The organism is Streptomyces sp. NPDC031340 (assembly GCF_055569945.1).
The window spans coordinates 27,927-52,370 of sequence record NZ_JBVIIE010000051.1 but is presented as its reverse complement, the minus strand read 5'-3'; the positions used below and the strand labels follow the sequence as shown (position 1 = coordinate 52,370).

General features: G+C 68.9%; 17 protein-coding genes and 1 pseudogene. 9 read left to right on the top strand and 9 right to left on the bottom strand.

The genetic code is table 11. The features are described 5' to 3' along the window. The first annotated feature begins 123 nt into the window (after nt 1-123). Nucleotides 124-2,871 carry a pyruvate dehydrogenase (acetyl-transferring), homodimeric type gene (gene aceE, locus ACZ5GT_RS31450; protein WP_469032988.1) on the top strand — a complete coding sequence of 916 codons (2,748 nt, stop codon included), beginning with the start codon at nt 124-126 and terminating at the stop codon, nt 2,869-2,871. Between the two features lie 80 nt (nt 2,872-2,951). After that, on the top strand, nt 2,952-3,689 hold the full coding sequence (locus tag ACZ5GT_RS31445; RefSeq protein WP_469032986.1) for a potassium channel family protein: 738 nt from the start codon (nt 2,952-2,954) through the stop codon (nt 3,687-3,689). A gap of 158 nt (nt 3,690-3,847) precedes the next feature. Here ACZ5GT_RS31445 and ACZ5GT_RS31440 read toward each other — a convergent pair whose 3' ends face one another. Both ACZ5GT_RS31440 and ACZ5GT_RS31435 read right to left on the bottom strand, forming a co-directional pair. Then, complete coding sequence (locus tag ACZ5GT_RS31440) at nt 3,848-4,156, bottom strand: small hydrophobic protein (RefSeq protein ID WP_469032984.1); 309 nt, start codon at nt 4,154-4,156, stop codon at nt 3,848-3,850. 180 nt (nt 4,157-4,336) lie between these two features. After that, nucleotides 4,337-5,956 (bottom strand): MFS transporter, encoded by a 1,620-nt coding sequence (locus ACZ5GT_RS31435; protein WP_469032982.1) that lies wholly within the window; start codon nt 5,954-5,956, stop codon nt 4,337-4,339. Nucleotides 5,957-6,022: 66 nt separating this feature from the next. Here ACZ5GT_RS31435 and ACZ5GT_RS31430 point away from each other — a divergent pair, with 66 nt between their 5' ends. The 3 genes from ACZ5GT_RS31430 (at nt 6,023) to ACZ5GT_RS31420 (ending at nt 8,883) form a co-directional block, all read left to right on the top strand. Then, nucleotides 6,023-6,679, top strand: a complete 657-nt coding sequence (locus ACZ5GT_RS31430) for a TetR family transcriptional regulator (protein WP_469032980.1) — start codon at nt 6,023-6,025, stop codon at nt 6,677-6,679. A gap of 65 nt (nt 6,680-6,744) precedes the next feature. After that, nucleotides 6,745-7,962, top strand: a complete 1,218-nt coding sequence (locus tag ACZ5GT_RS31425; protein ID WP_469032977.1) for an alpha/beta hydrolase — start codon at nt 6,745-6,747, stop codon at nt 7,960-7,962. A gap of 57 nt (nt 7,963-8,019) precedes the next feature. Continuing rightward, complete coding sequence (locus ACZ5GT_RS31420) at nt 8,020-8,883, top strand: DUF4429 domain-containing protein (RefSeq protein WP_469032975.1); 864 nt, start codon at nt 8,020-8,022, stop codon at nt 8,881-8,883. Nucleotides 8,884-9,014: 131 nt separating this feature from the next. Here the strand turns inward: ACZ5GT_RS31420 and ACZ5GT_RS31415 are convergent, their stop codons facing one another. Beyond that, a complete protein-coding gene (locus ACZ5GT_RS31415; protein WP_469032973.1) occupies nt 9,015-10,031 on the bottom strand; it encodes an aldo/keto reductase in 1,017 nt (338 codons plus the stop codon). After that, nucleotides 10,031-10,492, bottom strand: a complete 462-nt coding sequence (locus ACZ5GT_RS31410; protein WP_469032971.1) for a MerR family transcriptional regulator — start codon at nt 10,490-10,492, stop codon at nt 10,031-10,033. The genes ACZ5GT_RS31415 and ACZ5GT_RS31410 overlap by 1 nt, the downstream gene beginning before the upstream one ends. Before the next feature lie 180 nt (nt 10,493-10,672). On the opposite strand from ACZ5GT_RS31410, the gene ACZ5GT_RS31405 reads away from it, so the two are divergent. After that, the gene (locus ACZ5GT_RS31405; protein ID WP_469032967.1) at nt 10,673-11,494 is read left to right on the top strand and encodes a serine hydrolase domain-containing protein; all 822 of its coding nucleotides are present in this window, start codon (nt 10,673-10,675) and stop codon (nt 11,492-11,494) included. A 58-nt stretch (nt 11,495-11,552) separates the two neighbouring features. On the opposite strand, the gene ACZ5GT_RS31400 is transcribed toward ACZ5GT_RS31405, so the two are convergent. From ACZ5GT_RS31400 to ACZ5GT_RS31390, 3 genes are all read right to left on the bottom strand, one after another. Next, entirely contained in the window at nt 11,553-11,858 is a 306-nt protein-coding gene (locus tag ACZ5GT_RS31400) for a protealysin inhibitor emfourin (RefSeq protein ID WP_469032965.1), read from the bottom strand. Nucleotides 11,859-11,946: 88 nt separating this feature from the next. Further along, a complete protein-coding gene (locus tag ACZ5GT_RS31395) occupies nt 11,947-13,155 on the bottom strand; it encodes a M4 family metallopeptidase (RefSeq protein WP_469032962.1) in 1,209 nt (402 codons plus the stop codon). A 366-nt stretch (nt 13,156-13,521) separates the two neighbouring features. Continuing rightward, entirely contained in the window at nt 13,522-13,959 is a 438-nt protein-coding gene (locus ACZ5GT_RS31390; protein WP_469032959.1) for an ATP-binding protein, read from the bottom strand. Between the two features lie 84 nt (nt 13,960-14,043). On the opposite strand from ACZ5GT_RS31390, the gene ACZ5GT_RS31385 reads away from it, so the two are divergent. Both ACZ5GT_RS31385 and ACZ5GT_RS31380 read left to right on the top strand, forming a co-directional pair. Continuing rightward, nucleotides 14,044-14,883, top strand: a complete 840-nt coding sequence (locus ACZ5GT_RS31385) for a helix-turn-helix domain-containing protein (RefSeq protein ID WP_469032957.1) — start codon at nt 14,044-14,046, stop codon at nt 14,881-14,883. Continuing rightward, nucleotides 14,852-15,118 carry a DUF397 domain-containing protein gene (locus ACZ5GT_RS31380; protein ID WP_469032954.1) on the top strand — a complete coding sequence of 89 codons (267 nt, stop codon included), beginning with the start codon at nt 14,852-14,854 and terminating at the stop codon, nt 15,116-15,118. The genes ACZ5GT_RS31385 and ACZ5GT_RS31380 overlap by 32 nt, the downstream gene beginning before the upstream one ends. Nucleotides 15,119-15,270: 152 nt before the next feature. Here ACZ5GT_RS31380 and ACZ5GT_RS31375 read toward each other — a convergent pair whose 3' ends face one another. Next, nucleotides 15,271-15,933 (bottom strand): hypothetical protein, encoded by a 663-nt coding sequence (locus tag ACZ5GT_RS31375; protein WP_469032951.1) that lies wholly within the window; start codon nt 15,931-15,933, stop codon nt 15,271-15,273. 867 nt (nt 15,934-16,800) lie between these two features. Continuing rightward, nucleotides 16,801-23,856 (bottom strand): RHS repeat-associated core domain-containing protein, encoded by a 7,056-nt coding sequence (locus ACZ5GT_RS31370; protein ID WP_469032949.1) that lies wholly within the window; start codon nt 23,854-23,856, stop codon nt 16,801-16,803. 309 nt (nt 23,857-24,165) lie between these two features. Here ACZ5GT_RS31370 and ACZ5GT_RS31365 point away from each other — a divergent pair. Further along, nucleotides 24,166-24,300 (top strand): annotated as a pseudogene (locus ACZ5GT_RS31365) (DUF397 domain-containing protein); the annotation flags it as partial. Nucleotides 24,301-24,444: the final 144 nt, after the last annotated feature.

Here is a 24,444-nt window from a genome sequence, read left to right as displayed (position 1 = left end):
AGGTCTCGGTTACCTCTCAGTAGAGATGACGTTTGCCTCCCCGAGGTACACGATGGGGAAGCGGTGCAGGCGTGCGTACCGAAAATGCAGCTGACAGCAGCCCTCTGACAGGTAAGGACCAGCGTGGCTTCCGGATCCGATCGCAACCCGATCATCATTGGCGGCCTTCCGAGTCAGGTTCCTGACTTCGACCCCGAGGAAACCCAGGAGTGGCTCGACTCCCTCGACGCCGCCGTGGACGAGCGCGGCCGGGAGCGGGCGCGCTACCTGATGCTGCGGCTGATCGAGCGGGCCCGCGAGAAGCGCGTGGCCGTGCCCGAGATGCGCAGCACGGACTACGTCAACACGATCCCGACCAAGAACGAGCCGTTCTTCCCGGGCAATGAGGAGATCGAGCGGAAGATCCTCAACGCCACCCGCTGGAACGCGGCGGTGATGGTCTCGCGCGCCCAGCGGCCCGGCATCGGGGTCGGCGGTCACATCGCCACCTTCGCCTCCTCCGCGTCGCTCTACGACGTCGGCTTCAACCACTTCTTCCGCGGCAAGGACGAGGGCGACGGCGGCGACCAGGTCTTCTTCCAGGGGCACGCCTCCCCGGGCATCTACGCGCGCGCCTACCTGCTGGACCGGCTCACCGAGCGGCACCTGGACGGCTTCCGCCAGGAGAAGTCGAAGGCGCCGTACGCCCTGTCCAGCTACCCGCACCCGCGCTCGATGCCGGACTTCTGGGAGTTCCCGACCGTCTCGATGGGCCTCGGCCCGATCGGCGCGATCTACCAGGCGCGGATGAACCGGTACATGCACGCGCGCGGGATCGCCGACACCTCCAAGTCGCAGGTGTGGGCCTTCCTCGGCGACGGCGAGATGGACGAGCCGGAGTCGCTCGGCCAGCTGTCCATCGCCGCCCGCGAGGGCCTGGACAACCTGACCTTCGTCGTCAACTGCAACCTGCAGCGCCTGGACGGCCCGGTGCGCGGCAACGGCAAGATCATCCAGGAGCTGGAGTCGGTCTTCCGCGGCGCCGGCTGGAACGTCATCAAGCTGATCTGGGACCGCTCCTGGGACCCGCTGCTCGCGCAGGACCGCGACGGCGTGCTGGTCAACAAGATGAACACCACGCCGGACGGCCAGTTCCAGACGTACGCCACCGAGACCGGCGCGTACATCCGCGAGCACTTCTTCGGCGACGACCACCGGCTGCGCGCGATGGTCCAGAACATGACCGACCACCAGGTCCTGATGCTGGGCCGCGGCGGCCACGACCACCGCAAGATCTACGCGGCGTTCAAGGCGGCCAAGGAGCACAAGGGCCAGCCGACGGTCATCCTCGCCAAGACGGTCAAGGGCTGGACGCTGGGCCCGAACTTCGAGGGCCGCAACGCCACCCACCAGATGAAGAAGCTGACGGTCGACGACCTCAAGCGCTTCCGGGACCGCCTGCACCTGCCGATCTCGGACAAGGAACTGGAGTCCGGCGCGCCGCCGTACTACCACCCGGGCCGGGACTCCGAAGAGATCCAGTACATGCACGACATGCGCCGGCAGTGCGGCGGGTACGTGCCGACCCGGGTGGTCCGCGCCAAGCCACTCCCGCTGCCGGACGACAAGACGTACGCGACCGTGAAGAAGGGGTCGGGCCAGCAGTCCATCGCGACGACCATGGCCTTCGTGCGGCTGCTCAAGGACCTCATGCGGGACAAGGAGATCGGCAAGCGGTTCGTGCTGATCGCGCCGGACGAGTACCGCACGTTCGGCATGGACTCGTTCTTCCCGAGCGCGAAGATCTACAACCCGCTCGGCCAGCAGTACGAGGCGGTCGACCGTGATCTGCTGCTCGCCTACAAGGAGTCGCCGACCGGGCAGATGCTGCACGACGGCATCTCTGAGGCGGGCTGCACGGCCTCGGCGATCGCGGCCGGCTCGGCCTACGCCACCCACGGCGAGCCGCTCATCCCGGTGTACGTCTTCTACTCGATGTTCGGTTTCCAGCGCACCGGCGACCAGTTCTGGCAGATGGCCGACCAGCTGGCGCGCGGTTTCGTGCTGGGCGCGACCGCCGGCCGTACGACGCTGACCGGCGAGGGTCTGCAGCACGCGGACGGCCACTCGCAGCTGCTCGCCTCGACCAACCCGGCGTGCGTGGCGTACGACCCGGCGTTCGGCTTCGAGATCGCGCACATCGTGAAGGACGGCCTGCGCCGCATGTACGGCGGGGACGAGCAGCACCCGCACGGCGAGGACGTCTTCTACTACCTCACCGTCTACAACGAGCCGATCCGGCACCCGGCCGAGCCGGAGAACGTGGACGTCGAGGGCATCCTCAAGGGCGTCCACCGCTTCAGCGAGGGCACGTCCGGCTCGATCCCGGCGCAGATCCTGGCGTCCGGCGTGGCCCTGCCGTGGGCGATCGAGGCGCAGCGGATCCTCGCCGAGGACTGGAACGTACGGGCCGACGTGTGGTCGGCGACCTCCTGGAACGAGCTGCGGCGCGAGGCCGTGGCGTGCGAGGAGCACAACCTGCTGCACCCCGAGGAGGAGCAGCGCGTGCCCTACGTGACCCGGAAGCTCGGCGGGGCGCAGGGGCCGTTCGTGGCGGTGTCCGACTGGATGCGGTCGGTGCCGGACCAGATCGCGCGGTGGGTGCCGGGACCGTACCAGTCGCTGGGCGCGGACGGCTTCGGCTTCGCGGACACGCGTGGGGCGGCGCGGCGCTTCTTCCACATCGACGCGGAGTCGGTCGTGGTGGCGGTGCTGACCGAGCTGGCCAAGCAGGGCCAGATCGACCGGTCGGCGCTGAAGCAGGCGATCGACCGCTACCGGGTGCTGGACGTGACGGCGGCGGACCCGGGCGCGGCGGGCGGCGACGCGTAACCGCCCACGGACGGTTTTCGGGTGCCAGGGCGGCGGGGCTCACGGCTCCGCCGCCCTTACTCGTTCTTTACCATGCGGGTATGGAGCAACGAACGGCGCAGGCACGGTGGGAAGAGCTGACGCAACGGCCGCTGCTGGCGCTCGCCGTACTGTTCGCCGTCGCCTACGCCGTACCGATCGTGGACAGCACGGCAGGCCGGTCGCTGACCGCGGTGTGCACGGCGACCGAGTGGGCGGTGTGGGGCGCGTTCGCGGGGGACTACGTGACGCGGCTGGCGCTCGCCCGCGATCGCCGGGCGTTCGTGCGGCGGCACTGGCTGGACCTGGGCGCGGTGGTGCTGCCGATGCTGCAGCCGCTGCGGCTGCTGCGCATGGTCGCCACGCTGCTGCTGGTGGGCCGGCGGGCCCGCATGGCCACCCAGATCCGGCTGACCACGTACGTCGCCGGGTCCGTCGTGGGGCTGCTGATGTTCGGTTCGCTGGCCGTGCTGTCGGTGGAGCGCGACTCGCCGGACGGGAACATCCGCACGCTGGGTGACGCGGTGTGGTGGTCGTTCACGACGATGACGACGGTCGGCTACGGGGACCACGCGCCGACGACCGGCCTGGGCCGGATGATCGCGGTCGGGCTCATGCTCTCCGGGATCGCGCTGCTGGGTGTGGTGACGGCGAACATCGCCACCTGGTTCATCGCCCGGTTCGAACGTGACGACGCGGAGGAACGCCTCCAGACCGAGGCGATCGAGGCACTGACCGCGGAGGTACGCGCTCTCCGCGCCGAGGTCGCGGCCCTGCGAAAACACTCCGCCCACCACTGACGCCCGCGCGGCGCGGGCCCGCGCGGCGCGGGCCCGCGCCGGAACTCCCCGCGGTGGGGCCGGCGGTCATGACCGGTGCCGGTGGCGGCCGTCGGACGTGTGGATGGGCCCCCGGCCTTGTCGTGTTCGCCGCCCCGCCGGGGGCCCGTCGCCCCGGGTCAGAGCAGTCCGCTGCCCGGGGTGGCCGCTCCGGCGAGCCAGATGATCGCCAGGAGCGTGTCGATGGCGCCCAGAACGAGGGCGACCAGAGCCGGCACCGGGCGGGAGCCCGCCCAACTGCGGCCCATTGCGAGCCAGCCGCAGACGATCGCGACGGGGCCGAGGATGATCCCCAGCGCGAAGAATCCCGCGACCGCGCAGATGACTCCGATGATCCCGAGCGTCGCGCGATCCGGCCCGGTCCGTAACCACGTCCGGCCACGTGAGCGGGGGTACCTGCGCGTTCCATTTCCGAAGCCCGCCATCATCAACTCCCTGAGCCCCGGGGTCTGTTCGGGGCTCGGTGATGCGGGTACCCCCGATCCGCGGGCTAATCCGGGGCGTTGGCGCGCCGTCACCCTCCGGCAGCGCGGCGCAGCCCGGGGCCCGCATGGGGCGGGAGTGACCGCGAGCGGCTTCCGGGACCGCCGGAAGCCGCTCGCGGGCCGTCAGATGTGCGCGGCGCCCGCGCCCGACGGCGCGTTCTTGCCGCGCTTGGTGAGCAGCGCGACGAAGATCGCCACGAAAGCGACACCGCAGGCGACGAGCGAGGCGAGGCTCATGCCGGAGATGAAGGTGTCGTGCGCGACATCGGTGATCTTCGCCACCAGCGTCTCGGGCGTGCCCTTGGCGACCGGCGCCACGCCGACCTGGACGGCCTCGGCGGCCTGGTCCAGCTGGGCCGGGGTGAGCGGGGGCAGCCCGGCGTCCTTCCAGTTGCCCGCGAGGTCGCTGTCGACCTTGGAGGCCATCACGGCGCCCAGCACCGCGGTGCCGAGGCTGCCGCCGATCTGCATCGCGGCCTGCTGGAGGCCGCCGGCGACGCCGGACAGCTCCATCGGGGCGTTGCCGACGATGACCTCGGTCGCGCCGACCATGACCGGCGCGAGGCCGAGGCCCAGCAGGGCGAACCAGAGCGACATGGTCGCGCTGCCGGTGTCGGTCTGCAGGGTCGACATGCCGTACATGGCGAGGGCGGTGGCCGTCATGCCGCCGGCCAGCGGGATGCGCGGGCCCAGCTTGGTGATCAGCGCGCCGGCCAGCGGGGAGCCGACGATCATCATGCCGGTGAGCGGCAGCAGGTGCAGACCGGCGTCGATCGGGCTCATGCCGTGCACGTTCTGCAGGTAGAACGTCACGAAGAACAGGCCGCCCATGAACGCGATGGCCATCAGGACCATCAGCACGACGCCCGCGGACAGCGGGACGGAGCGGAACAGCCCGAGCGGGATCAGCGGCTCCTTCACCTTGGTCTCCCAGAAGGAGAACAGCGCGAAGCCCACCGCCGAGACGCCGATGAACAGCCACGTCCGGCCGTCGCCCCAGCCCCACGTCGGCGCCTTGATCAGGGCCCACACCAGGCAGAACATCGCGCCGGAGAGCAGCGCGATGCCCAGGATGTCGAAGGAGCGCGGGGCGTTCTCGGCGCGGTGGTCGAGCAGGATCAGGGTGCCGAGGATCAGGGCGAGCGCGCCGACCGGCACGTTGATGAAGAACACCGACTGCCAGTTGACGTGCTCCACGAGCACGCCGCCGAGGATCGGGCCGCCCGCGGTGGAGGCGCCGATGACCATGCCCCAGATGCCGATGGCCATGTTGAGCTTCTCGGCCGGGAAGGTCGCCCGCAGCAGGCCGAGCGCGGCCGGCATCAGCAGGGCGCCGAAGAGGCCCTGGAAGACGCGGAAGGTGACGACGGCGGCGATGCTGCTGGACAGCCCGATGGCGCCCGAGGCGGCGGCGAAGCCGGTCACGCCGATCAGGAAGGTCTGCCGGTGTCCGAAGCGGTCACCGAGCTTGCCGGCCGTGATCAGGGAGACCGCGAGGGCGAGGAAGTAGCCGTTGGTGATCCACTGGACGTCGGCGAAGCTCGCCTTCAGGTCCTTCTGGATGGCAGGGTTGGCGATGGCCACGATGGTGCCGTCCAGGGCCACCATCATGACCCCGACGGCGACGGTGATGAGGGTGACCCAGGGGTGGCCGCGCAGCCCGGAGGACGGCGACCGGTCCGACGGGGCCGCCGACGCCCCGTCCCCCGGTCCCGTCGTGTCGACGGTGGTCTGACTAGTCATACTTTCGAGGTTAGTGACAGTCTCTGACAATTGACAAACCAGTTCACAAGTCAGTAACTGACGCCCATGGAAACACTGCGCGAACGTAAGAAACAGCGCACCCGGGACGCCCTGCTGCAGGCCGCTCTCGAGCTGTTCACCACCCGGGGTTACGAGCGGACGACGGTCGACGAGATAGCCGACACCGTCGACGTGTCCCAGCGCACCTTCTTCCGTTACTTCGCCGGCAAGCAGGAGGCGGCCCTCTTCCTTCAGGAACTGGCGGTGGCGCGGTTCGTCGAGGCCGTACGGGAGCGCCCGGCCGGGGAGGCGCCGATGACGGCTCTGCGGCAGGCACTGCTGGAAGGCTGGGACGGCCTCAGCGACGTCATCGAGTCCGTCGTGCCGGTCGAGCTGTACCTGCGCATGTACCAGGTGATCGAGTCGACACCGGCGCTGCTCGCCGCCCATCTGCGGCGCAGCGCGGAGATCGAGGACAGCCTCGCGCGCGTGCTGGCCGAGCGCGAGGGTGTGGACGTGGACGCCGACCCGCGGCCCCGGCTGGCCGTGGCCGTCTTCGGCGGGGTGATGCGGCTGGCCGAGCGGCAGTGGAGCACCCGGGGGGACGTCAGCCTGGACGCCATGCGCGGGCTGACGATCTCGTACCTCGAACAGGTGGGCCCGGCACTCACGGACAACTGGCGAACACGTTCAGGTATCACGGGCGCGTCTTCCGAAACATAAGACAAACGTGAGCCGTGTCACTGTGGCAGCACGAGACCCTCTCGTTCTCCTAGTGTGTCCTTTCAGTGACTTCCTTCGACACCTCCCCGCCGCTCAACGTCTGGCGCGCGCTGCTCGCGCTGGCCGTCGTGTTCGTGATGCTCGCCACCACCGGCTGGACGGCCCTGCGCTCGCACCGCGCGCCCACCGCCCTGCAGGCCTCGGTCACCGCCTGGGGCCACGGCCGGCTGCACGGGCACCGGCTGCCGCACCCGGACGCGAGCCCCGCCCGGATCGCCCGCTTCTTCACCGCGCTCACCCCCCACGAGCGCGGCGACCTCGCCCGGCGCTACCCGCTCGCGGTCGGCAACATGAACGGCGCGCCGGTCGCCCTGCGCTATCAGGCCAACCGGATCGCGCTGGCGCACCAGCACCGGGTGGAGCTCAAGCGCATGCACGACAGCCGGCTCACGCCCGCCGGGCAGTACGAGGCGGGCCGCCGCATGCACCGCTACGCGTCGCTGCTCGGCCGGGGCCGCCAGATCCTCGCCTTCGACCCCGCGGGCTCGGGGCGCGTCGCGGAGGTGTTCGGCGACCTGACCCGGGCCGAGCGGGTGTCGGTGATCGTGCCCGGCGTGGACACCGCCCTGCTCACCTTCCAGCGCACCAACCGCAAGTACTCGGCGCCCGTCGGCATGGGCGAGTCCCTGTACGCGGCCGAGCAGGAGGCGAACCCGGCCACCCGCACGGCGGTGATCGCCTGGGCCGACTACACCGCGCCCGCCGGGCTCGGCATCGACTCGGCCACCGCGATGCGCGCCGAGAACGGCGCGGTGCGGCTGAACGCGCTGGTGCGCGCCCTGCCCGGGACCGCGCCGGTCTCCCTGTTCTGCCACAGCTACGGCTCCGTGGTGTGCGGGGTCGCCGCGCACGCGCTGCCCCGCCGGGTGACCGACATCGCGGTCGCCGCGAGTCCCGGCATGCGCGTGCAGCGGGCGTCCGGCCTGCGCACCTCCGCCCGGGTGTGGTCGATGCGCAACGCCACCGACTGGGTGCAGGACGTGCCCTACCTGGAGGTCGGCGGGCTCGGCCACGGCGCCGACCCGGTCGCGGCCACGTTCGGCGCCCGGGTGCTGTCGGCCGACGGCGCGAAGGGCCACAGCGGGTACTTCCAGCCCGGTACGCAGAGCCTGCGCAACTTCGCCGACATCGGCGTTGGCGCGTACGGCTCGGTGCAGTGCGCGCGCGAGGATGCGGTCTGCAGCGCGGGTTTGTCCGGTCCCGCGGCGGCCGGACGCGCGTAGAGTCGCAGAAATTGCGGTATGCACGGGGTGGCGACGAAGAAGCCGGTCGCGCATACGATGAGCCGCATGGGTGACGTACTGGCCGGATTTCATGCCGCCTGGGAGTTCGAGTCCGACTCCGTGCTCATCCGTTACGAACGGGGGATTCGAACACCCAAGCTGTTCCAGGCGCTCGGGGAACGCCGGGTGCCCCTCGCCGCCCTCGCCGGGGTGACGCTCTCCCCCGGCAAACGCGGCACCGTCGTGCTGCGGGCCGAGCCGCGCCCCGGTGCCGACCCGCTGATGGAGGCGGCCGCGGGCCAGCTGAGCGAAGGCTGCGACCCGTACCGGCTGGTGCTGCCCGCGGAGCGCGAGACGCTCGCCGAGTACTACGCCGACGAACTGCGGGCCCGGCTGACCGACGACGGCCCGGCCGACGAGTTCCTGGTGGCCGCTCCCGAGGCGCCGCGGCAGTTCAAGGCGTACGACGCGAAGGCGTCCTTCGACGGCCGCACGGTCGCCTTCCGGTGGTTCTGGACGGGCGCCTCGTCGGCGAAGTGGAAGGCGGGCGACCAGAGCTTCCCGGTCAGCGAGCTGAGCGGGGTGGAGTGGCGCTCGCCCGAGGCGTTCGAGGGGCATCTGCGGCTGCTGCGGCGGGAGGCCGGGGCGAACGGGCAGCCGGCCCAGCCGGACCAGGACCCGGCCGCCGTCGTGTTCGGGCTCGGTTACGGTCCCGTGCACGAGTCCCTGCCGTTCGCCGCGGCGGTGCTGGCGGCGGTCCGCACCCGCCGGCCGATGGCCGCCGTCACCGCGCCCCGGCCCCGCCGCGACCCCGCCGACATCGCCGAGCGGATCCGTCACCTGGGGGAACTGCACCGGGCGGGGCTGGTGACGGACGAGGAGTTCTCGGTGAAGAAGGCGGAGCTGCTGGCGGAGCTGTAGCGCTCCGCTGGAAGTGCCGCGACCTTCCGTCCGATCGGTCGGTCGTCTGCGGCGCCGTCGTGGCCGGTCGCGCAGTTCCCCGCGCCCCTTCGGGGCCCTGCCGGCCCCGGCGGAGTTCGCCCGGCCGGCTGTTACTCCCGTCCCGCGGACGTGAACGTCATGTCCGCGTACCGGTCGCCCGCCACCTTCGAGGCGATCGGCTCCAGCAGGGACAGCTCCTCCACCGTCAGCTCGATCCGGGTCGCCGCCGCGTTCTGTTCCACCCGCTCCGGCTTGCGGGTGCCCGGGATCGGCACGACCGGCAGGTCCCGCACGGCCGCCTGCTGCTGGACCCAGGCCAGGGCGATCTGCGCCGGCGTCACCCCGTGGGCCTCGGCGACGGCGCGCACCGGCTCCAGGAGCGCGGCGTTGGCGGCCGCGTTCTCGCCGGTGAACCGGGGCTGCTGACGGCGGAAGTCGTCAGCGGTGAGGTCCTTGTCGGCGTTCGTGAAGGAGCCGGTGAGGAAACCGCGGCCGAGCGGCGAGTACGGCACCAGCGCCACGCCCAGCTCCCGGGCCGCGGGTACCACTCCCTCCTCGATGTCCCGGCTGAACAGCGACCACTCCGACTGCACCGCGGCGATGGGGTGCACGGCCTGCGCGGCCCGCAGCTCCGCGCCGGTCACCTCGCTCAGGCCCAGGTGCTTGACCTTGCCCTCGCGCACCAGCTCGGCCATCGTCCCGACGCTCTCCTCGATCGGTACGTTCACGTCGCGGCGGTGCATGTAGTAGAGGTCGATCGCGTCGATGTCGAGGCGCTTCAGGCTGGCCTCGACGGCCTGGCGGATGTACGGCGGGTCGTTGCGGACGATCCGCCGCGTGGGGTCGTCCGCCGGGATCGACAGGGCGAACTTGGTCGCGACGACGACCTCGTCCCGGTGCGCCTTGAAGAACGGGGACAGGAACCGCTCGTTCTCGCCGGCCCCGTACGCGTCCGCCGTGTCGTACAGGGTGACGCCCAGCTCCAGGGCCCGCTCCAGGGTGGCCCGGGACTGCTTGGCGTCGGAGGGGCCGTAGGCGAAGCTCATGCCCATGCAGCCGAGGCCCTGGACACCGACCTCGGGGCCGGTGTCGCCGAGTCGTACGGTGGGGATCTGCGTGTCGGTCATCACACCTTCTCCGCTTCGCGGGCGCGGTCGGCGTCCGCGTAGAAACTGATCTTCCGGTCGAGCACGGCGAGCGTGTCCTGCAGTTCGGCGATCCGGGTCAGCACGTCCCGGCGGGTGGACTCCAGCAGTTCGAACCGCTCCCCGTAGGTGTGGTCGCCCTCGCGCACCAGTTCGGCGTAGCGCACCATGTCGGCGACCGGCATGCCGGTCAGCCGCAGCTTGCCGACGAAGTCCAGCCAGTCCAGGTCACGGTTGCTGTAGCGGCGCTGACCGGTGTGCGACCGGTCGACGTGCGGCATCAGGCCGATGCGCTCGTACCAGCGGAGCGTGTGCGCGGTCAGCCCGGTGAAGGCGACGACCTCGCTGATCGTGTAACTGTCCTGTCCTTGCGGCCGCCGGTGCGGGTTCGGCGGGGCGGCGCAGCTGTCGGTCCTGGTACGCGGGGTCTCCATCACCGTCATGGCCCCAACGCTATGGCCTTCGAGCGCACTCCAGGCAAGCCGACCGATGAGAAATCGGCAGGACGGGGGGCGAGGCGCGCGCGCCGCCCGCCGGCCGGTTGACCGTACGTCTCCCCCGGCCCGGCGGCCGACGCCTACCCCCCGCCGATGTCGGCGCCGCGAGGCCCTAGGCTCGACGGCATGTCGCTCAAGAGCCTCGCGTTGATCGAGAACTGGCCGGTTTCCGCCGCCGCGGCGGGTGTCGTACGGGCCGACGGCACGGTCCTGGGGACCCACGGGCCGGCCGACCGGCGTTTCCCGCTGGCCTCGGTCACCAAGCCGCTCGCGGCGTACGCGGCCCTGGTGGCGTACGAGGAGGGCGCGATCGAGCTCGACGAGCCGGCCGGCCCGCCCGGCGCCACCGTCCGCCACCTGCTCGCCCACACCTCCGGCCTGGCCTTCGACGAGCACCGGATCACGGCCCCGCCCGGCGAGCGCCGCCTGTACTCCAACGCCGGCTTCGAGCAGCTCGGCGACCACATCGCGAAGGCGACCGAGATCCCCTTCGCCGAGTACCTCCGCCAGGCGGTCCTGGCACCGCTGGGGATGTCCGCGACGACCCTGGACGGCTCCCCCGCGAAGGACGGCGTCTCCACCGCCGCCGACCTGCTGCGCTTCGCCGCCGAGGTGCAGGCGCCGCGCCTGCTGGACCCGCGCACGGTCGCCGAGGCGATGACGGTGCAGTACCCCGGCACCAAGGGCGTCCTGCCCGGCTACGGCCACCAGAACCCCAACGACTGGGGCCTCGGCTTCGAGATCCGCGACTCCAAGTCCCCGCACTGGACGGGCGCCACGTCTTCCCCGCGCACCTTCGGCCACTTCGGCCAGTCCGGCACGTTCCTGTGGATCGACCCGGACGCGGGCCTCGCGGCCGTCGCCCTGACCGACCGCGCCTTCGGCCCCTGGGCCATCGAGGCGTGGCCGCCGTTCACGGACGCGGTACTGGCGGAGGCCCGGGGCTGAGCCCACCGCGGCCCGTGAGAGTGGCGCGGGCGGCAACTGCCCGCCCCGCCCCGGCTCGTCACCGCTGTGCGAAGTGTCTCTCGAGCCAGCCGAGCAGGGCCGCGAACTCCGGGGTCATGGTGGTGTCCGACTGGGTGAGGACGGTCGTGCGGCCGTCCTTCTCCACCGTGATCGTGTAGCTCATGGCGTCCCGGGCCCGGCCCGGCGGCGGTTCCGTCCCGGCCGCCGGGCCGACCGCGGCCACCAGCTCGGACAGCTCCGCCGCGGTGTTCGTGGGCAGGGTGTCGGTGTCCAGCACCTCGGGCGGGAGCCGGAGCCTGATCGCGGCCGCCTGCCCGCCGTGTGTCGCCAGGGTCACCTTCATCGTCCACAACCTTCCCGGCCGACCGGGCGGCGCTCCTCGCCGTTCCGGCCGGCCGAGATCGGCCTGCCCTCCGGTCGTTCGCCGGCGGTCACTTGCCCTTCAGCGAGGCCAGGTCCTTGGCCATCCCGGACACCTGGGCGGCCAGTGCCCCGACCTGCTTGCTCAGGGAGGCCACGCCGTCCTCCCGGCCCACGCCGACGTCGCGGCCGGCCGTGAGAGTCCGCGCCCGGGCGACCCCGGCCGGGACCCCGCTGATCTGGATGCCGACCTCCTGCCAGGCGGCCAGCACGGCCAGTTGTTCGGTACTGCCGGATCCGAAGAGTTCCTCGGCCTTCTGGTAGGTGGTGTCCGCGAAGTCCTGGAACTGCGTCTCCGCGCTGGAGGCCTTGAGTGACTCGTACCAGATGAGCCCGGGAGCGTCCCACGCGAATCCGCCGATGCCCACGGCCGTCTGGTAGAACGCCTTGTTCGGAATACCCGAGTTGATGTGCACGCCGCCGTAGTCCCCGGGCTCGGTGTCCGGCAGGTTGACGTACTTGCTCATGTGGTCGGGCTGGGGGTCGCTGCCGAACAGGGCGTTGTCGTACGCGTGTCCGGGTGCCTTCATCGAGCGCAGGGCGTCGGCGTCGATCTCCGGAGTGAAGACCTCGGCCCCGATCAGCCAGTCCGCCTCGTCGGCCGTCTGCTTCAACGACCACTGCTTGACCAGCGATCCGAAGACGTCCGAGATGGACTCGTTCAGGGCACCGGACTGGTTGTGGTAGTCGAGTCCCGCGGTGTTCTCGGTGACTCCGTGCGTCAGTTCGTGGGCGATGACGTCCAGGGATCCGGTGAAGTCGGTGAATATCCTTCCGTCACCGTCGCCGAAGACCATCTGCTGGCCGTCCCAGAACGCGTTGTTGAATCGTGTGCTGAAGTGGACGTACCCGTCCAGGCGCATCCCCCGGTTGTCGATCGAGTTGCGGTGGAACAACGCGTGGTAGAAGTCGCGCGTCGTGCCGAGTCCGTCGAACGCCCGGTTGACGGACTCGTCGCCGGAGGCGGCTCCGTCCTCCGACCGGGCGAGCACGGCGAGGGGCAGAGACCTGCCGTGCCGGCAATCGAAGACGGTCCGCCGGCCGTTGCCGAGGGCCGCGGCACCGGCGAAGGTCGCCCGGATCCTGCGCTCACCACGCAGGGAGGCGGTGGTCAGCATGGTGGCCAGAGCGGCCTGGTGCGTCTCGCTGTCCTCACTCCTCAGGAGCTTTTCGAGGATGTGCGGGGGGACGATGCAATTGAGGCGGCATGTCGTGGTCATGGGATACCTCGCGGCAAAAGGAAGCAGCGGTGACGCCCGGTCGGCCCGGTGTTCTTACATGGATTGTTCTTCGCATCCCAGTGCAACCGCGCCCGTCCCGACCGGCATGGCCGCTGCGACCGTGGCGCGCCGAAGCGCGTCGATCATGGGGGGCATATCGCTGCGACCGGACGGTCACGTCCGGTCACGCTTGAGGGCACCTGCATGGAGAGGTGCGAAAGCGTCCACTTCGAGTATCCGCTCGAATTCGTCGACGCGCACCCCGAGCGGCGCCCCCCCGAGCGGGGTTCCGGGTTACAAGTGCGGAGTACGTCGAACTCCGGTAGCCCCTGGGCACGTTGCCGGGCCGGAGGGCCTCCGCCTGCCTCATCTGTGTGAGTGCGGCCTTTCGGCGGCGCCGCACTCGAACCACACCGTCTTCCCGCCACCGCCGGGGCGCGGCGTCACGCCCCACCGGTCGGTGACCGCCTCGACGAGAAGCAGACCGCGCCCACCCTCGGCGAGCACGTCCCCGCTGCCCGGGACGGGCCGCAGCGCGCAGTCGTCGGAGACCTCCACCCGCACCGCGCCGGGCAGCAGCAGGAAGCAGACGCGACACCGGCGGCCGGGTACGTGCCGGACGACGTTGGCGAGGACTTCCGTCAGCGCCAGTTCGGCCGCGTCGGCCAGTGCGAGCAGGCCGGAGCCCTTGAGGTAGAACCGCAGGATGCGACGCAGATGACGGACGGAGTGCTCCCCCAACGCGAACTCGGCGCCGTACTGCGGCTGAACGTCCACTTCCCGCGGACCGGTTACGTGATTCACGTCACCCAGCCTGTGACCCACCGCATACGCTTGACTACCAAGAGAAACGAACGTCATGCGGCGTTGCACGCCGGAGGTGCCACCGTGGCCAACATCCAGACTCTCGACCCCACCGCTTCACCGCTGCACTACTACGGCTGGGAGCTACGCCGCCACCGTGAGGCCCACGGCCTGAAACAGGGCCAGCTCGGCGACATCATCTTCTGCACGGGCTCGCTCATCGGCCAGATCGAGACCACGAAGAAGGTCCCCACCCGCGACTTCTCCGAACGCGTGGACGCCGCCCTCGGCACGGACGGCCTGTTCTCCCGCCTCATCGGCCTGGTCCTGCGCAGCCAACTCCCCAACTGGTTCCAGCCGTACGCGGAGATGGAGGCCCGCGCGACATACATCTCCACGTACCAGGCGCAGTTGGTGTACGGACTGCTGCAGACGGAGGAGTACGCGCGGGCGGTGCTCAGTGTTGAGCACCGCGCCAAGGTGGACGACATGGTGGCGGCTCGAATGGAGCGTCAACGCGTCCTCCAACGAGATCAGCCACCCGCGCTCTGGGTCATCCTCAGTGAGGCCGCACTGCTCCTACAGATCGGTGGACCTGGCGTGATGCGCAGGCAACTCGCTCACCTGTTGAACTTTCAGGAGGACCCCTGGGTCCAGATTCAGGTCCTGCCATTCTCTACCGGCCAACACACAGGCATGATGGGGACGTTCACCCTGCTGAGGTTCAGTGACGACCCTGACCTGTTCTACATGGACGGCTACGACCAAGGTCACATGACCGCCAATCCGGAAGTGATCAAGGAACGTTCGGTCGGCTACGCTCGATTGCAAGCCGCTGCCCTCTCTCCCGAGGACTCGGCGAGACTGATCACCCGCGTGATGGAGGAACGCTATGCGGCCCCGCACAGCACTGACGAACGTTGAGTGGCGCAAGTCGAGTTACAGCGGCAGCAACGGCGGCGAGTGCGTGGAGTGCACCGTCACCGGCGGCGCCGTCTGGCGCACATCCTCGTACAGCGGAAACGGCGGCGACTGCGTCGAGGTCGCCGACGGCTGCCCGACCGGCGCCGTCCCGGTCCGCGACAGCAAGAACCCTTCCGGCCCAGCCGTGATAGTCAGCGCGCCCGCCTGGCAGGCGTTCGTCGACGGTCTGCGGTAGCCCACGGGGTACACGCGATGGGCTCGACACCGACCCGAGAAGGCCGACTTGCAGCCGGTCGCCGACGTGCTCGGCGGCCGTCACCCCACGCAGAAGTTCCGCCAGGACGCGCCTGACGGAACTTCACTACAGAAGCATCGTGTGCGTGATTCTCAGCACCTGGGCCGAGTCGTGGGACCTGACGAGGAACCTCGACCGCCCGTAGATCCATAGTTGGCGGTCAGGGTTGCGGCGTACTCGTCCGGGACCGTCCGCCCCGCGAAGGTCAGTGGAAGATACGACTCCAACGCGCCTGACACCTCCAGGAAAGGCCCGAACTGCGCGCACCATTCATTCCGTGCAGCTACGTCCGGGAAGCCCCGGAAAATCGCAACCTCGGGATCCCTTTCACCCCAGCACCCCCATCTTCCGGAAGGTCCGGTCACGGCGATGACGTTCGCCGAGATCGCGATCGACCCCATGATGTCGCCGTCCGGCTCGTGACCGATTGCGGCCCAATAGTCGTCCGCGTCAGCCTCGACGGACAACGACATCGCCGGGTACATCCGATACTCCGGGAGGTAGAACGCATCGCAATCCGGCTCAAGAACCAGCAGGTCGACGTACGCATCGCCATGCCGCTGGGCCATCGCGCGGAGCGCCGGCCAGAACTCCGGGGTGAGGACCGCATCGAACTCACAGAACAGCGAGTCTCCAGCACCCTCCTTGAAGACCTGGTCGGGCAACCTGGCGTCAAGATCGAAGGTGGCCGTGCCACGAGAGCGAACATCCAGGTAGTCGTTGCGATCGGTCACGATCGAAAGCGCCTCTGCCATGAGTCCTCACCCAGTCTGATCTTGATGTCAGCCTTCTTCCTTGCCCCATCCTTCTGGGCAATGCCTCCGTCTTGAGGCTGGTCGGCGATCTCCTGCAAGCGGGGCATGATCGTGGCGCACTGGGCCGACGTGAGGTCGGGGCTGTCATCATCGGGTCGACTGAGGAGTGGTACCAGGGTGGAAGATGTCGTTCCACCGGCGCTGTCCACCGAAGCCGTGCATCTCGTTCAGTATGAACCCCCTCGGCCTGTGCCAGCCACCGCCGGGAAACGCTCCGAAGCTGGTGTAGGACCAAGAGACGCCCGGGCTGCTGGTGTCATCGTCTCCCGGGATCAGAACGAGTCCCACGCCTCGGCCCAACCGACGAAGACCCCGACGACCTGCCCGCGACAGCAGTCGTCCGCTGACGTTGCCGTCAGCGTTGCCGTCAAAAACCCCAGGAGCCCCGCCGGATCCCGGCGGGGCTTCCCATTCGTGCTCGGAAGCAGATCCGATCAGATTCTATGAAATGACTATTCGATCCACCTCTGGGAGCGAAGTCGGGGGTTCATCGCTATACCAGGCGTATTCAAGGCCGGACAGCATGCCCGTTTCAGTCCAGAGAATGATTTCACCAATAAGCTCGCCCCTCTTGTCAATAACCGTGCAAGTTACCGGCACAACCCCATCCGGGATGGGAGCGCGAGGCGCGTCATCCGTGACTCGCAAGTCAACACTTGCAGAATTGGATCCCCACAGGGCCACCACCCAAACCCGATCAAGCTGATGGCGGAGCTCTGCCGCTCCAGGGAAATCCAGTTGCAGAATCCGCTCCACTACTGCCCGCTCCTTAGTGGTCAGCGGGCGCGGTTCAATGGAAATCCGCATCTACTTGCCTCCAGGGAACTTATCGGGGTTGAACGCCGTGCCGATTCTCGGAACTCCGTTTACGACAGCTCCTCGAATAGTCACGTTCTCACCATCAATGACTCGACCCACTTCAAATCGCCCCGCTGTCGGAAGGTCGCTCACATCTCCCAGACTGTCCACGATACGTCGCATTGCCTGCTCGCGGCCGCCAGAACGAGCGACTAGGTCAGCGAAGCCATGCTTCTCCGGGTCGATAACATGCTCCAGCTTTGCTGGCGTACTCGCCGACTTGTAGGTCTCTTCCAGGATTTTCGGACAGAGTCCACCCGAATTGTGTACGAGGACCGGCGTCTGTCCCGCCAGCACATAGTACGTGTGGAGGCCGTCGATGGTCAGGTTGCGGGTCTCATGGCTGCCATGGAAGGAACGAATGGCTGTAACGGTGGCCCTGGCATCGGTGTTGGTGAGGAGGGTCATACCCGGCTTGAGTTCCCCTGCGTCCACCCACGCGTGCTGGCTGGGTGACCAGAAGGGGTGGTGACGGGTTGCGGTGACCTTGGCCTCGCCGTTACTGGAACTCAAAGTGAGCTCGGAGAATTCCTTGTCGCTCTTGGTGACGATGGTGGCCAGGACCGTGCGGGCCTCGGTCTCGCCTGTTTCCGGGTCGGTCGCGAGGGTTTTGTCCTCCGGCTCTATTTCGCCGATTGGTTTGGTGGATCCGTCGGCCATGAGGACTTCGGTGTCAGGGGTGAAGCTGTTGGGGCAGCCCCCTCTGCCGATGCCTCCGCCGCTTCCTGGGCCTTCTCCGCCGCCGGTCATGGCGGAAAGCTCTCCCATCGCAGCGACCATTTCACCCGTGGACCCGCCTGCCACAGGACAGGTCGAACTGCCCGCTACTTCGCCGCATGCACGAAACAGGAGGCTCGCAAGTCCTTTGGCTGCGATGGAGGCTCTGAAGTCGGCGTAGGGCTCATCGGGGGCGACGTAATAGCACCGGTTTCGCTCTCCCGACTGGCAAGAATAGTCGTCCATGTCGGCGAAGAACGCGGCGATGAATTCGTCCTTCTTTGACCAGATGATGGGGACGTTGACGCCGGGATGGATGGTGGCGTAGCCGTCGTGGTTGTAGTCGTCGCCGCCGCTTTCGTGGTCCGGGAGCTGGTCGACGGGGACCTCGTCACTGCAGACGATTTCGGTGAGGCTGCAGTCGTTGTTTCCGCTGCTGTGGTCCTCCGCGGTGAAGGAGAGCCCTGAGGGGTCGCTGTAGTTGATGGGGTCGTTGATGCTGTAGCTGTACGCGGAGAGGTTTTGCGGGATGTAGGGGGTGTTGAGGGGGTCGGGGCTGAGGAAGCGGCCGAGGTGCGGGTCGTAGGCGCGGGCGCCGAGGAGGGACAGGCCGGTGCTGGTGTCTTCGGTCTTGCCGAGGAAGCCGTGGTCGGTGCCGGTGGGCAGGGTGCCGCTGCGTTCATCGCCGAATGGGGTGTAGCGGCGGCGGGTGGTGGTGCCGGTGGTGGCGTCGACGGCAAGCTGGGTGGAGGCCTGGGTGTCGGCCATCAGGTAGGTGAGTTTGCCGCCCGTGGTGGTGGTGCCGGTGGTGGTGCGCATGGCCACGGTCGCCCCACCGCAGGCGTAGTAGCGGGTTGCGGTGGTCGTCTGGCCGTCGGTGTGCAGTTCCATGCCGCCGAGGTAGGCGACGGTCTCCTGGGGTGTGGTGCGCAGCAGGAGGTTGCCGTCGGCACCGTAGGTGTAGCGGGTGAGTTGGCTGCCGGCGGAGGTGGTCGTCTTGACGGTGGAGAGCTGACCGAGCTTGGTCCAGTCGTAGTCGGTGCTCGTGCCGGGTTCGATGCGCGTGTCCATCTGGCCGGCGTCGTCGTAGGTGAAGGTGTCGGTGCCCGTGGTGGTACCGGCTGTGATGTGGTTGATCTTGCGGACACCGTGTGGCGACGGGGCGTTGGCAGTGGTCCAGTTACCGGCGTCGTCGTACCCCGGGTAGAGGTAGTCGCGGGTGGTGGCCGCGCCTGTGTCGCTGGTGTCGGTCACGGACTGGAGGTTGCCGAGCCGGTCATAGGTGTAGGCGGTCTGGTAGGGGGCTTCGCCGGTGAAGTCGGAGCTGCTGTACAGGGAGCACACCCCCAGGCCGGCGCGCGTGTAGGCGCTGGTCAGGCGGCCCTGGCCGTCGTAGCGGAAGCATTGCGACTGTACGGTCTGGCCGCTGGCCTGTTCCCTGAGTTCGGTGATGCGTCCGGTGTCGTCGTAGTCGTACAGGTCTTGCTGTTTTTCGCTGGTGTACTGGCCGACCGTGGTGGTCGTGGCGATCCCGCGCAGCCAACGGGTGCCGCCCGCGTAGTAGTAGCTGTAGGTGCGCTGCGCGGCGACACCGCTCACCGCGCCGGTGGGGCCGCCGTAGTACCGGTCGGTGAGCAGGCCGTAGGCGTCGTAGAGCGTGTTCCTGACGTAGGTCTGCTGGCCGGAGGCGAGGCTGCGGGGCTGGCCGTAGGCGTTGTAGGTGGTGGTGACGGTCTCCTCGTCCAGCCCGCCGGCCTTCGGGTAGGTGACCGAGGTGAGGTGGTCGGCGGCGTCGTAGGTGGAGCTCGCGGTGTAGTCGCCTGCCAGGCCGGTGACGCCGGCCGGGATGCTGATCGTGGTGCTCAGCGGGCGGCCACGGCCGTCAAAGGCGTTGGTTTTCACGGTGTAGGTGTTGCCGCTGGTGTCCTGGCTCGTGGCCGCGGTGATCTGCCCCTTGCCGCCGGGCACGGTCAGGCCGTCCCAGACCCAGCTGGCCAGTACGGCGGTGTCGCTGGTCACGGCCGTCTTGCGGCCCAGGTTGTCGTAGCTGTAGTCGAGGACGGTCTGTCCCTTGTTGCTGGTGACCTTGTCGACCTGACCGTTGTCGTCGTACTCGGTGAGGGTGATGCGGGCGTCCGGGTCGGCGACCCGGGTGCGCTGGCCGGCCCAGTTGTAGTTGTAGACGGTGTCGTTGCCACGGGTGTCGGTGATCTGCTGCAGGTCACCGGTGGCCGTGTAGAGGTACTGCGTGGCGTAGGTGGAGCTGCCGCTGTGCTCGACGACCTTGGAGATCTGACCGTAGACGTCGGTGTAGGTGTCGGTGGCGCCGCCCACCGCTGGGGTGACTGTGCTGTAGTCACCGTGATAGGCCGTCTGCACCCGGCCCTGGGCGACGCCTCGCGCGGTGGTTCCGTCACCGACGAGGATCTGCGACAGCGTGGTCCGCCCCGCCCAGTCGAGGGTCAGGTCGGTGTACGAGGGCAGGTCCTCGACCTTGGGGCTGACCGGGCCGCCGGAGCCTGCGGTGCCCTGGTTACGGAAGACCGCCGAGGTGCCCGTGACGTTGCCGGCCGTGTCGTACCGCGTGACAGCCACCTGCCGGTTGGGAACCTCTTCGCCCGTGGAGGGATCGGTGCCGTCCGGAATCGGAGCCTGCGTCTCCCGGGCCCGGCCCAGCCCGTCGGCATAGGCGTAGGCGGACAGATACGTGCTGTCCGACTGCAGCGTGTGGGTGGCCACGCGAGGGTAGCCGTCGACCGAGTCGGGCACTCCACCGCTGGTGGATGCGGGGACGGTGTAGCTGAACTTGAGCGAGGGTGAGCTGCCGGTCTCGGTCGGCTTCCACACCTCGATGGGACGGCCGGCCGCGTCCAGGGTGACCTTGGTGAGGTTCCCGTTGGCGTCCTTGCTCTGATACGGCACGCCCCAGAACCGGGACATCCACAGCGTCGTCGACAGTGGGCCACGCGCGGAGGCAAGCCCGTCCGGGTCGGGAGAGGTGGTGGTGATGCCGTCGGTGGGCCAGTTGTTCTCCGGGCTGTAGGTGGTGGTGGTGCGGTTCGCGTAGGCGTCCTCGGTCCAGCGCGCCCGGCCCGCGCCGTCGTAACCGGACTTCGCCTGCTGGTAGTGGCTCGAGGTGGTGTAGGTGCGTGTCTCGGTGGGGTTGCCGTCGACGGGCTTGTTGCCGGCGATGTCGGTGGCGTTGTCGTAGAAGGTGGTGGCGTAGCCGTCCTGGTGGTCCGCGTCCCGGCTGGCGCAGCCGACGGAGTAGTGGCGCGTCTCATCGACAAGGACCATCCATCGCTGGATGCTGCTGCCGTCGTACAAGTCGGTGTTGTAGGCGCGGCCGTAGGTGGTGCACCGGTTGTCCGAGACGCCTTCCTCGCCCTGGTCGTCGACGCGGAGCGGCAGACCGTACGTGGCCGAGGTGGCGGTACTGGCGTCGTATTCGTTCTGGACGACGTGGGTGCGCCAGCCGGTGGAGATCTTGGTGTCGGTGGTGGTCTGGTCCTCGCGGACGAAGCGGGCGTCGGGCAGGCCGGCGTAGGTGGCGGTGGTGTGGGTCCAGTAGTGGTGGAAGACGCGCTCGTGTGAGCTGCCGGCGTCGTCGCGTGCCGAGGTCTCGATGGTGCGGCCCTGCAGCCAGGCCGAGTCGGTGTAGGAGGTGCCTTCGCCGTCGGTCACCGAGACGGAGCGGGTGGCGGAAGGGTCGGTCTTGGAGGTGCGGTCGCCGTCCAGGCCGCGGTAGAGCCAGTGGAAGGTGGAGTGCTTGACCGGGCCGGTGCCCGAAGTGACTTCGACGCGCTGGTAGCCGCGCCACTCCGACCAGGACTCATCACTGTCCGGGGTGAGCGGGTCGTTGGTGAAACGCCACCCGGCTCCGCCCTGGTAGTCGTAACTGGTGGTCATCTCCGGTGCGCCGTCCTGGCTGCTGGTCACCGTCGGGTCGACGGTGACCTGAGTGACCAGGAACTTCTTGAACCAGCCGCTCTTCGATGCGGTGTCGCCCTCCGGGGTCCACTCCTGCCAGAAGCAGTCCTGGGTGTTCGACGACTGACTGGGGAGATTGTCGGCGCTGCACGGGTTGGGGGAGCCGTAGCTGACGGTGGTGGTGGCACCGAGATCGCCGTGGATGGTGTTGACGCGGCGGAAGTTGAGTTCGGTGGAGCCGACCTTGTTGTCCAGGTCGATGCCGTTGAAGTTGATGACCGGCAGGACGATGTCGGTGCCTGTGCCGTAGGTCTTGCGCTGGACGTAGTCCAGCCACAGCGTCTTGCCGATCGAGCCGTCCGGGTTGGGCAGGCCGTGCTTGGTCTGGTACTGCTGCACCAGATCCCAGCCGTCCGCGCTGGTGTTCAGCACGAACGTCTTGATGTCCCACAGCATGTCCTTGCTGAAGAACGTCGGGTAGTAGGTCTTGCCCGCGCAGTAGTAGTCCGCCGCGCTGCCGTCACACAGCAGGTCGACCGGCACATCCGGATAGGAGGAGGGAGTGGAGGAGATCGACGGGCAGGCGCGCGACTCGTTGCGCAGTGGGTCAGCCTCTGTCATGCGTTCCACGCACCGGCCGACATGGGTGAGTTCGACCTTGCCGGTGGGCTTGGAGTTCGCGATCTGGGTTGCCCAGCCGTATTCGATCTTGGTCAGGTAGCCGCCGGCGGTGTAGGAACGCGCCTTGTCCATGTTGGCGACCGACCGGTAGTAGTTGGTGTCCTTGTCGTAGAAGTAGGCCGACTCGACCTCATTGGCGTCCACGACGCGGTCCAGGTTCCACCGCCAGGCCTGAGTGCAGGGCTCGGGGAACGTGCCGTGGCACGGCTCACCGGCGTCGTTGCCGACGACCGGCATGGTGAACACCGACGCGGTCGCGGTGCCGGTCCGCTCGGAGCGGCCCCAGCCGAAGTAGTAGCGCTGGCCGTCCTGGGAGGAGATCACCCAGTACTCGTCGTCCGCGCCGTGTCCGCCGCTCAGGTGCTGCACCCGCCACCCGGGATCGTTCTGCACGTGGTAGGAGCCGGTGCCGGTGCCGTCCTGCACCAGCGTCGAGCTCACCCCGTTGAGATTGATGACGTAGACGGCGCCGTCCGGCTCCGCAGCGGTGTTGGGCGAGTCCCAGCACATGTCGCCGATCGTCGCCAACCCGTCCTGGGTGCAGTTACGGTATTTCCGCTCGATATAGCCGACGTTCAGGTCCCAGCCCATGCCGACCCAGGAGGCCTGGTTGTTCGTCGCCGAGGTCCGGCCGTCCACCGACTGCGAGTTGTACGTCAGTCCCAGGTCCGGAGCCGAACCCGTCGCCGGCGCCGGCAACTGAACGGGCAGGTTGTACGTGAAGGCTCCGGAGCCGGTCGCGACATCCCACGATCCGGTCGGAGACAGGGTGGAGGCCCGGTAGTCGCCCTTGTCCGAGGAGGAGCCGGTGGTCAGCGCGTAGACGGAACTGCTGGTGCTGTCGAGCTGGGTGGACAGGCCGTCGCTGTCCGGCTCGGCCACCACCGTCGCAGTCAACGTGCCTGTAGCCGGGTCGTTCTCGGCGGGTACGAACTCGCGGTCCGTGCAGTCCTCGGCGTCGGGTGTCTGCAGCGCGCAGGCGGGCAGCTTCACCAGGCGCAGCCGGGAGGCGAAGTCTCCGCCGTAGGCGTATTTGAAGCCCGAGTAGTCGATGTCGACCTGGACCTGGCCCGGCGCGGTCACTCCGTCGGTACGGGTGACCTGCAGTCCCAGGCCCACGCCGCCGGCCGGAGCCACGTCCTGCCGGTCCAGCAACCGCACCTCGACCTGGTCCGGCGACAGCGTCTCGTCGGCGGGCTCGGTCGACGCCGACGCCGACGGGGATGGCTGTGGCGATGTGCCCGTACTCGGCTCCGGGCCGGCGGAGGCAGTCGCCTGCGGGCTGTCCGAAGCGCTGGGTGCGGGCGTGGGCGTAACCTCGTCGGCGAGTCGCGCCCGGGCCAACTGGGTTCCGGCGCCTGGGCCCTGGGGTGCCGGCGCGACTTCGATCACGCCACCGATCTCGGTGATATCCCCGCTCGCCGAGGCCGACGGTTGCGGGGTCACGGTGCCCGGATCCCCCGGCGTCGCCTGCGACAAGTCCACCGTCGCCTGGGCCGAATCGGGCCATGTCGGCTCGGGGAGCGGCTTGCCCACTTCTTCCGCCTGCTGCGCGGGGACCGTGCCCAGGGACTGCGACGGCACCAGCGGCGTCGCATCGTCGCCAGCCGCCGCGGCCTGCTGCGGAGAGACGACCGACACCGTCGACAACAGGGCCGACAGGATGGCACCCGCCACCGTGACGGAAAGTAAACGCGCACGCCGAGCAGCCACTTGGACTCCCACCCCAGACGGTCCTGGCGCGTCCGCGCGCGAACCGTAGTCCGATACACGAATTCGACTACCAGGCCGAACCGACCGTGCTCCCCAGCACGGCGACTCGACTCAGCCCAGAAGTCGATCAACGAGGCGAAACAGTAACTGCCATGAACATGCTGCGAACAGATGGTCAAGCCAACGGTTGCATCAAGATCCAGTGATCTGCATCACAAAAAAGCGGCCCGCCGGTCGCACGGGCCGCCTCATCGAAGCCACGGGGTCAGCGTAGGTGGCGATGGCGGCGACTGCGACGAGTGCACAGTCACCGGCGCCGTCCCGGTCCGCGACAGCAAGAACCCCTCCGGTCCAGCCGTGATAGTCAGCGCGCCCGCCTGGCAGACGTTCGTCGACGGTCTGCGGTAGTACCGCTCGAACCTCATGTCGCCTGAACCCCTCTGACAACTCGAAGCGGCCCGGCCCTCGGCTGCCGCGGCGTGTCACTATGTGTGCGCATTGCGGATCACGACAGGGGGCGATGATGCGCGGCGGGCTGCATATCAGCGTGTT

Bases quoted from the DNA above. Each gene is read 5' to 3' on its own strand.
- ACZ5GT_RS31445 (WP_469032986.1), top strand. From the start codon at position 2,952: ATGGAGCAACGAACGGCGCAGGCACGGTGGGAAGAGCTGACGCAACGG.
- ACZ5GT_RS31440 (WP_469032984.1), bottom strand. From the start codon at position 4,156: ATGATGGCGGGCTTCGGAAATGGAACGCGCAGGTACCCCCGCTCACGT.
- ACZ5GT_RS31435 (WP_469032982.1), bottom strand. From the start codon at position 5,956: ATGACTAGTCAGACCACCGTCGACACGACGGGACCGGGGGACGGGGCG.
- ACZ5GT_RS31430 (WP_469032980.1), top strand. From the start codon at position 6,023: ATGGAAACACTGCGCGAACGTAAGAAACAGCGCACCCGGGACGCCCTG.
- ACZ5GT_RS31420 (WP_469032975.1), top strand. From the start codon at position 8,020: ATGAGCCGCATGGGTGACGTACTGGCCGGATTTCATGCCGCCTGGGAG.
- ACZ5GT_RS31415 (WP_469032973.1), bottom strand. From the start codon at position 10,031: ATGACCGACACGCAGATCCCCACCGTACGACTCGGCGACACCGGCCCC.
- ACZ5GT_RS31410 (WP_469032971.1), bottom strand. From the start codon at position 10,492: ATGACGGTGATGGAGACCCCGCGTACCAGGACCGACAGCTGCGCCGCC.
- ACZ5GT_RS31405 (WP_469032967.1), top strand. From the start codon at position 10,673: ATGTCGCTCAAGAGCCTCGCGTTGATCGAGAACTGGCCGGTTTCCGCC.
- ACZ5GT_RS31400 (WP_469032965.1), bottom strand. From the start codon at position 11,858: ATGAAGGTGACCCTGGCGACACACGGCGGGCAGGCGGCCGCGATCAGG.
- ACZ5GT_RS31395 (WP_469032962.1), bottom strand. From the start codon at position 13,155: ATGACCACGACATGCCGCCTCAATTGCATCGTCCCCCCGCACATCCTC.
- ACZ5GT_RS31380 (WP_469032954.1), top strand. From the start codon at position 14,852: ATGCGGCCCCGCACAGCACTGACGAACGTTGAGTGGCGCAAGTCGAGT.
- ACZ5GT_RS31375 (WP_469032951.1), bottom strand. From the start codon at position 15,933: ATGGCAGAGGCGCTTTCGATCGTGACCGATCGCAACGACTACCTGGAT.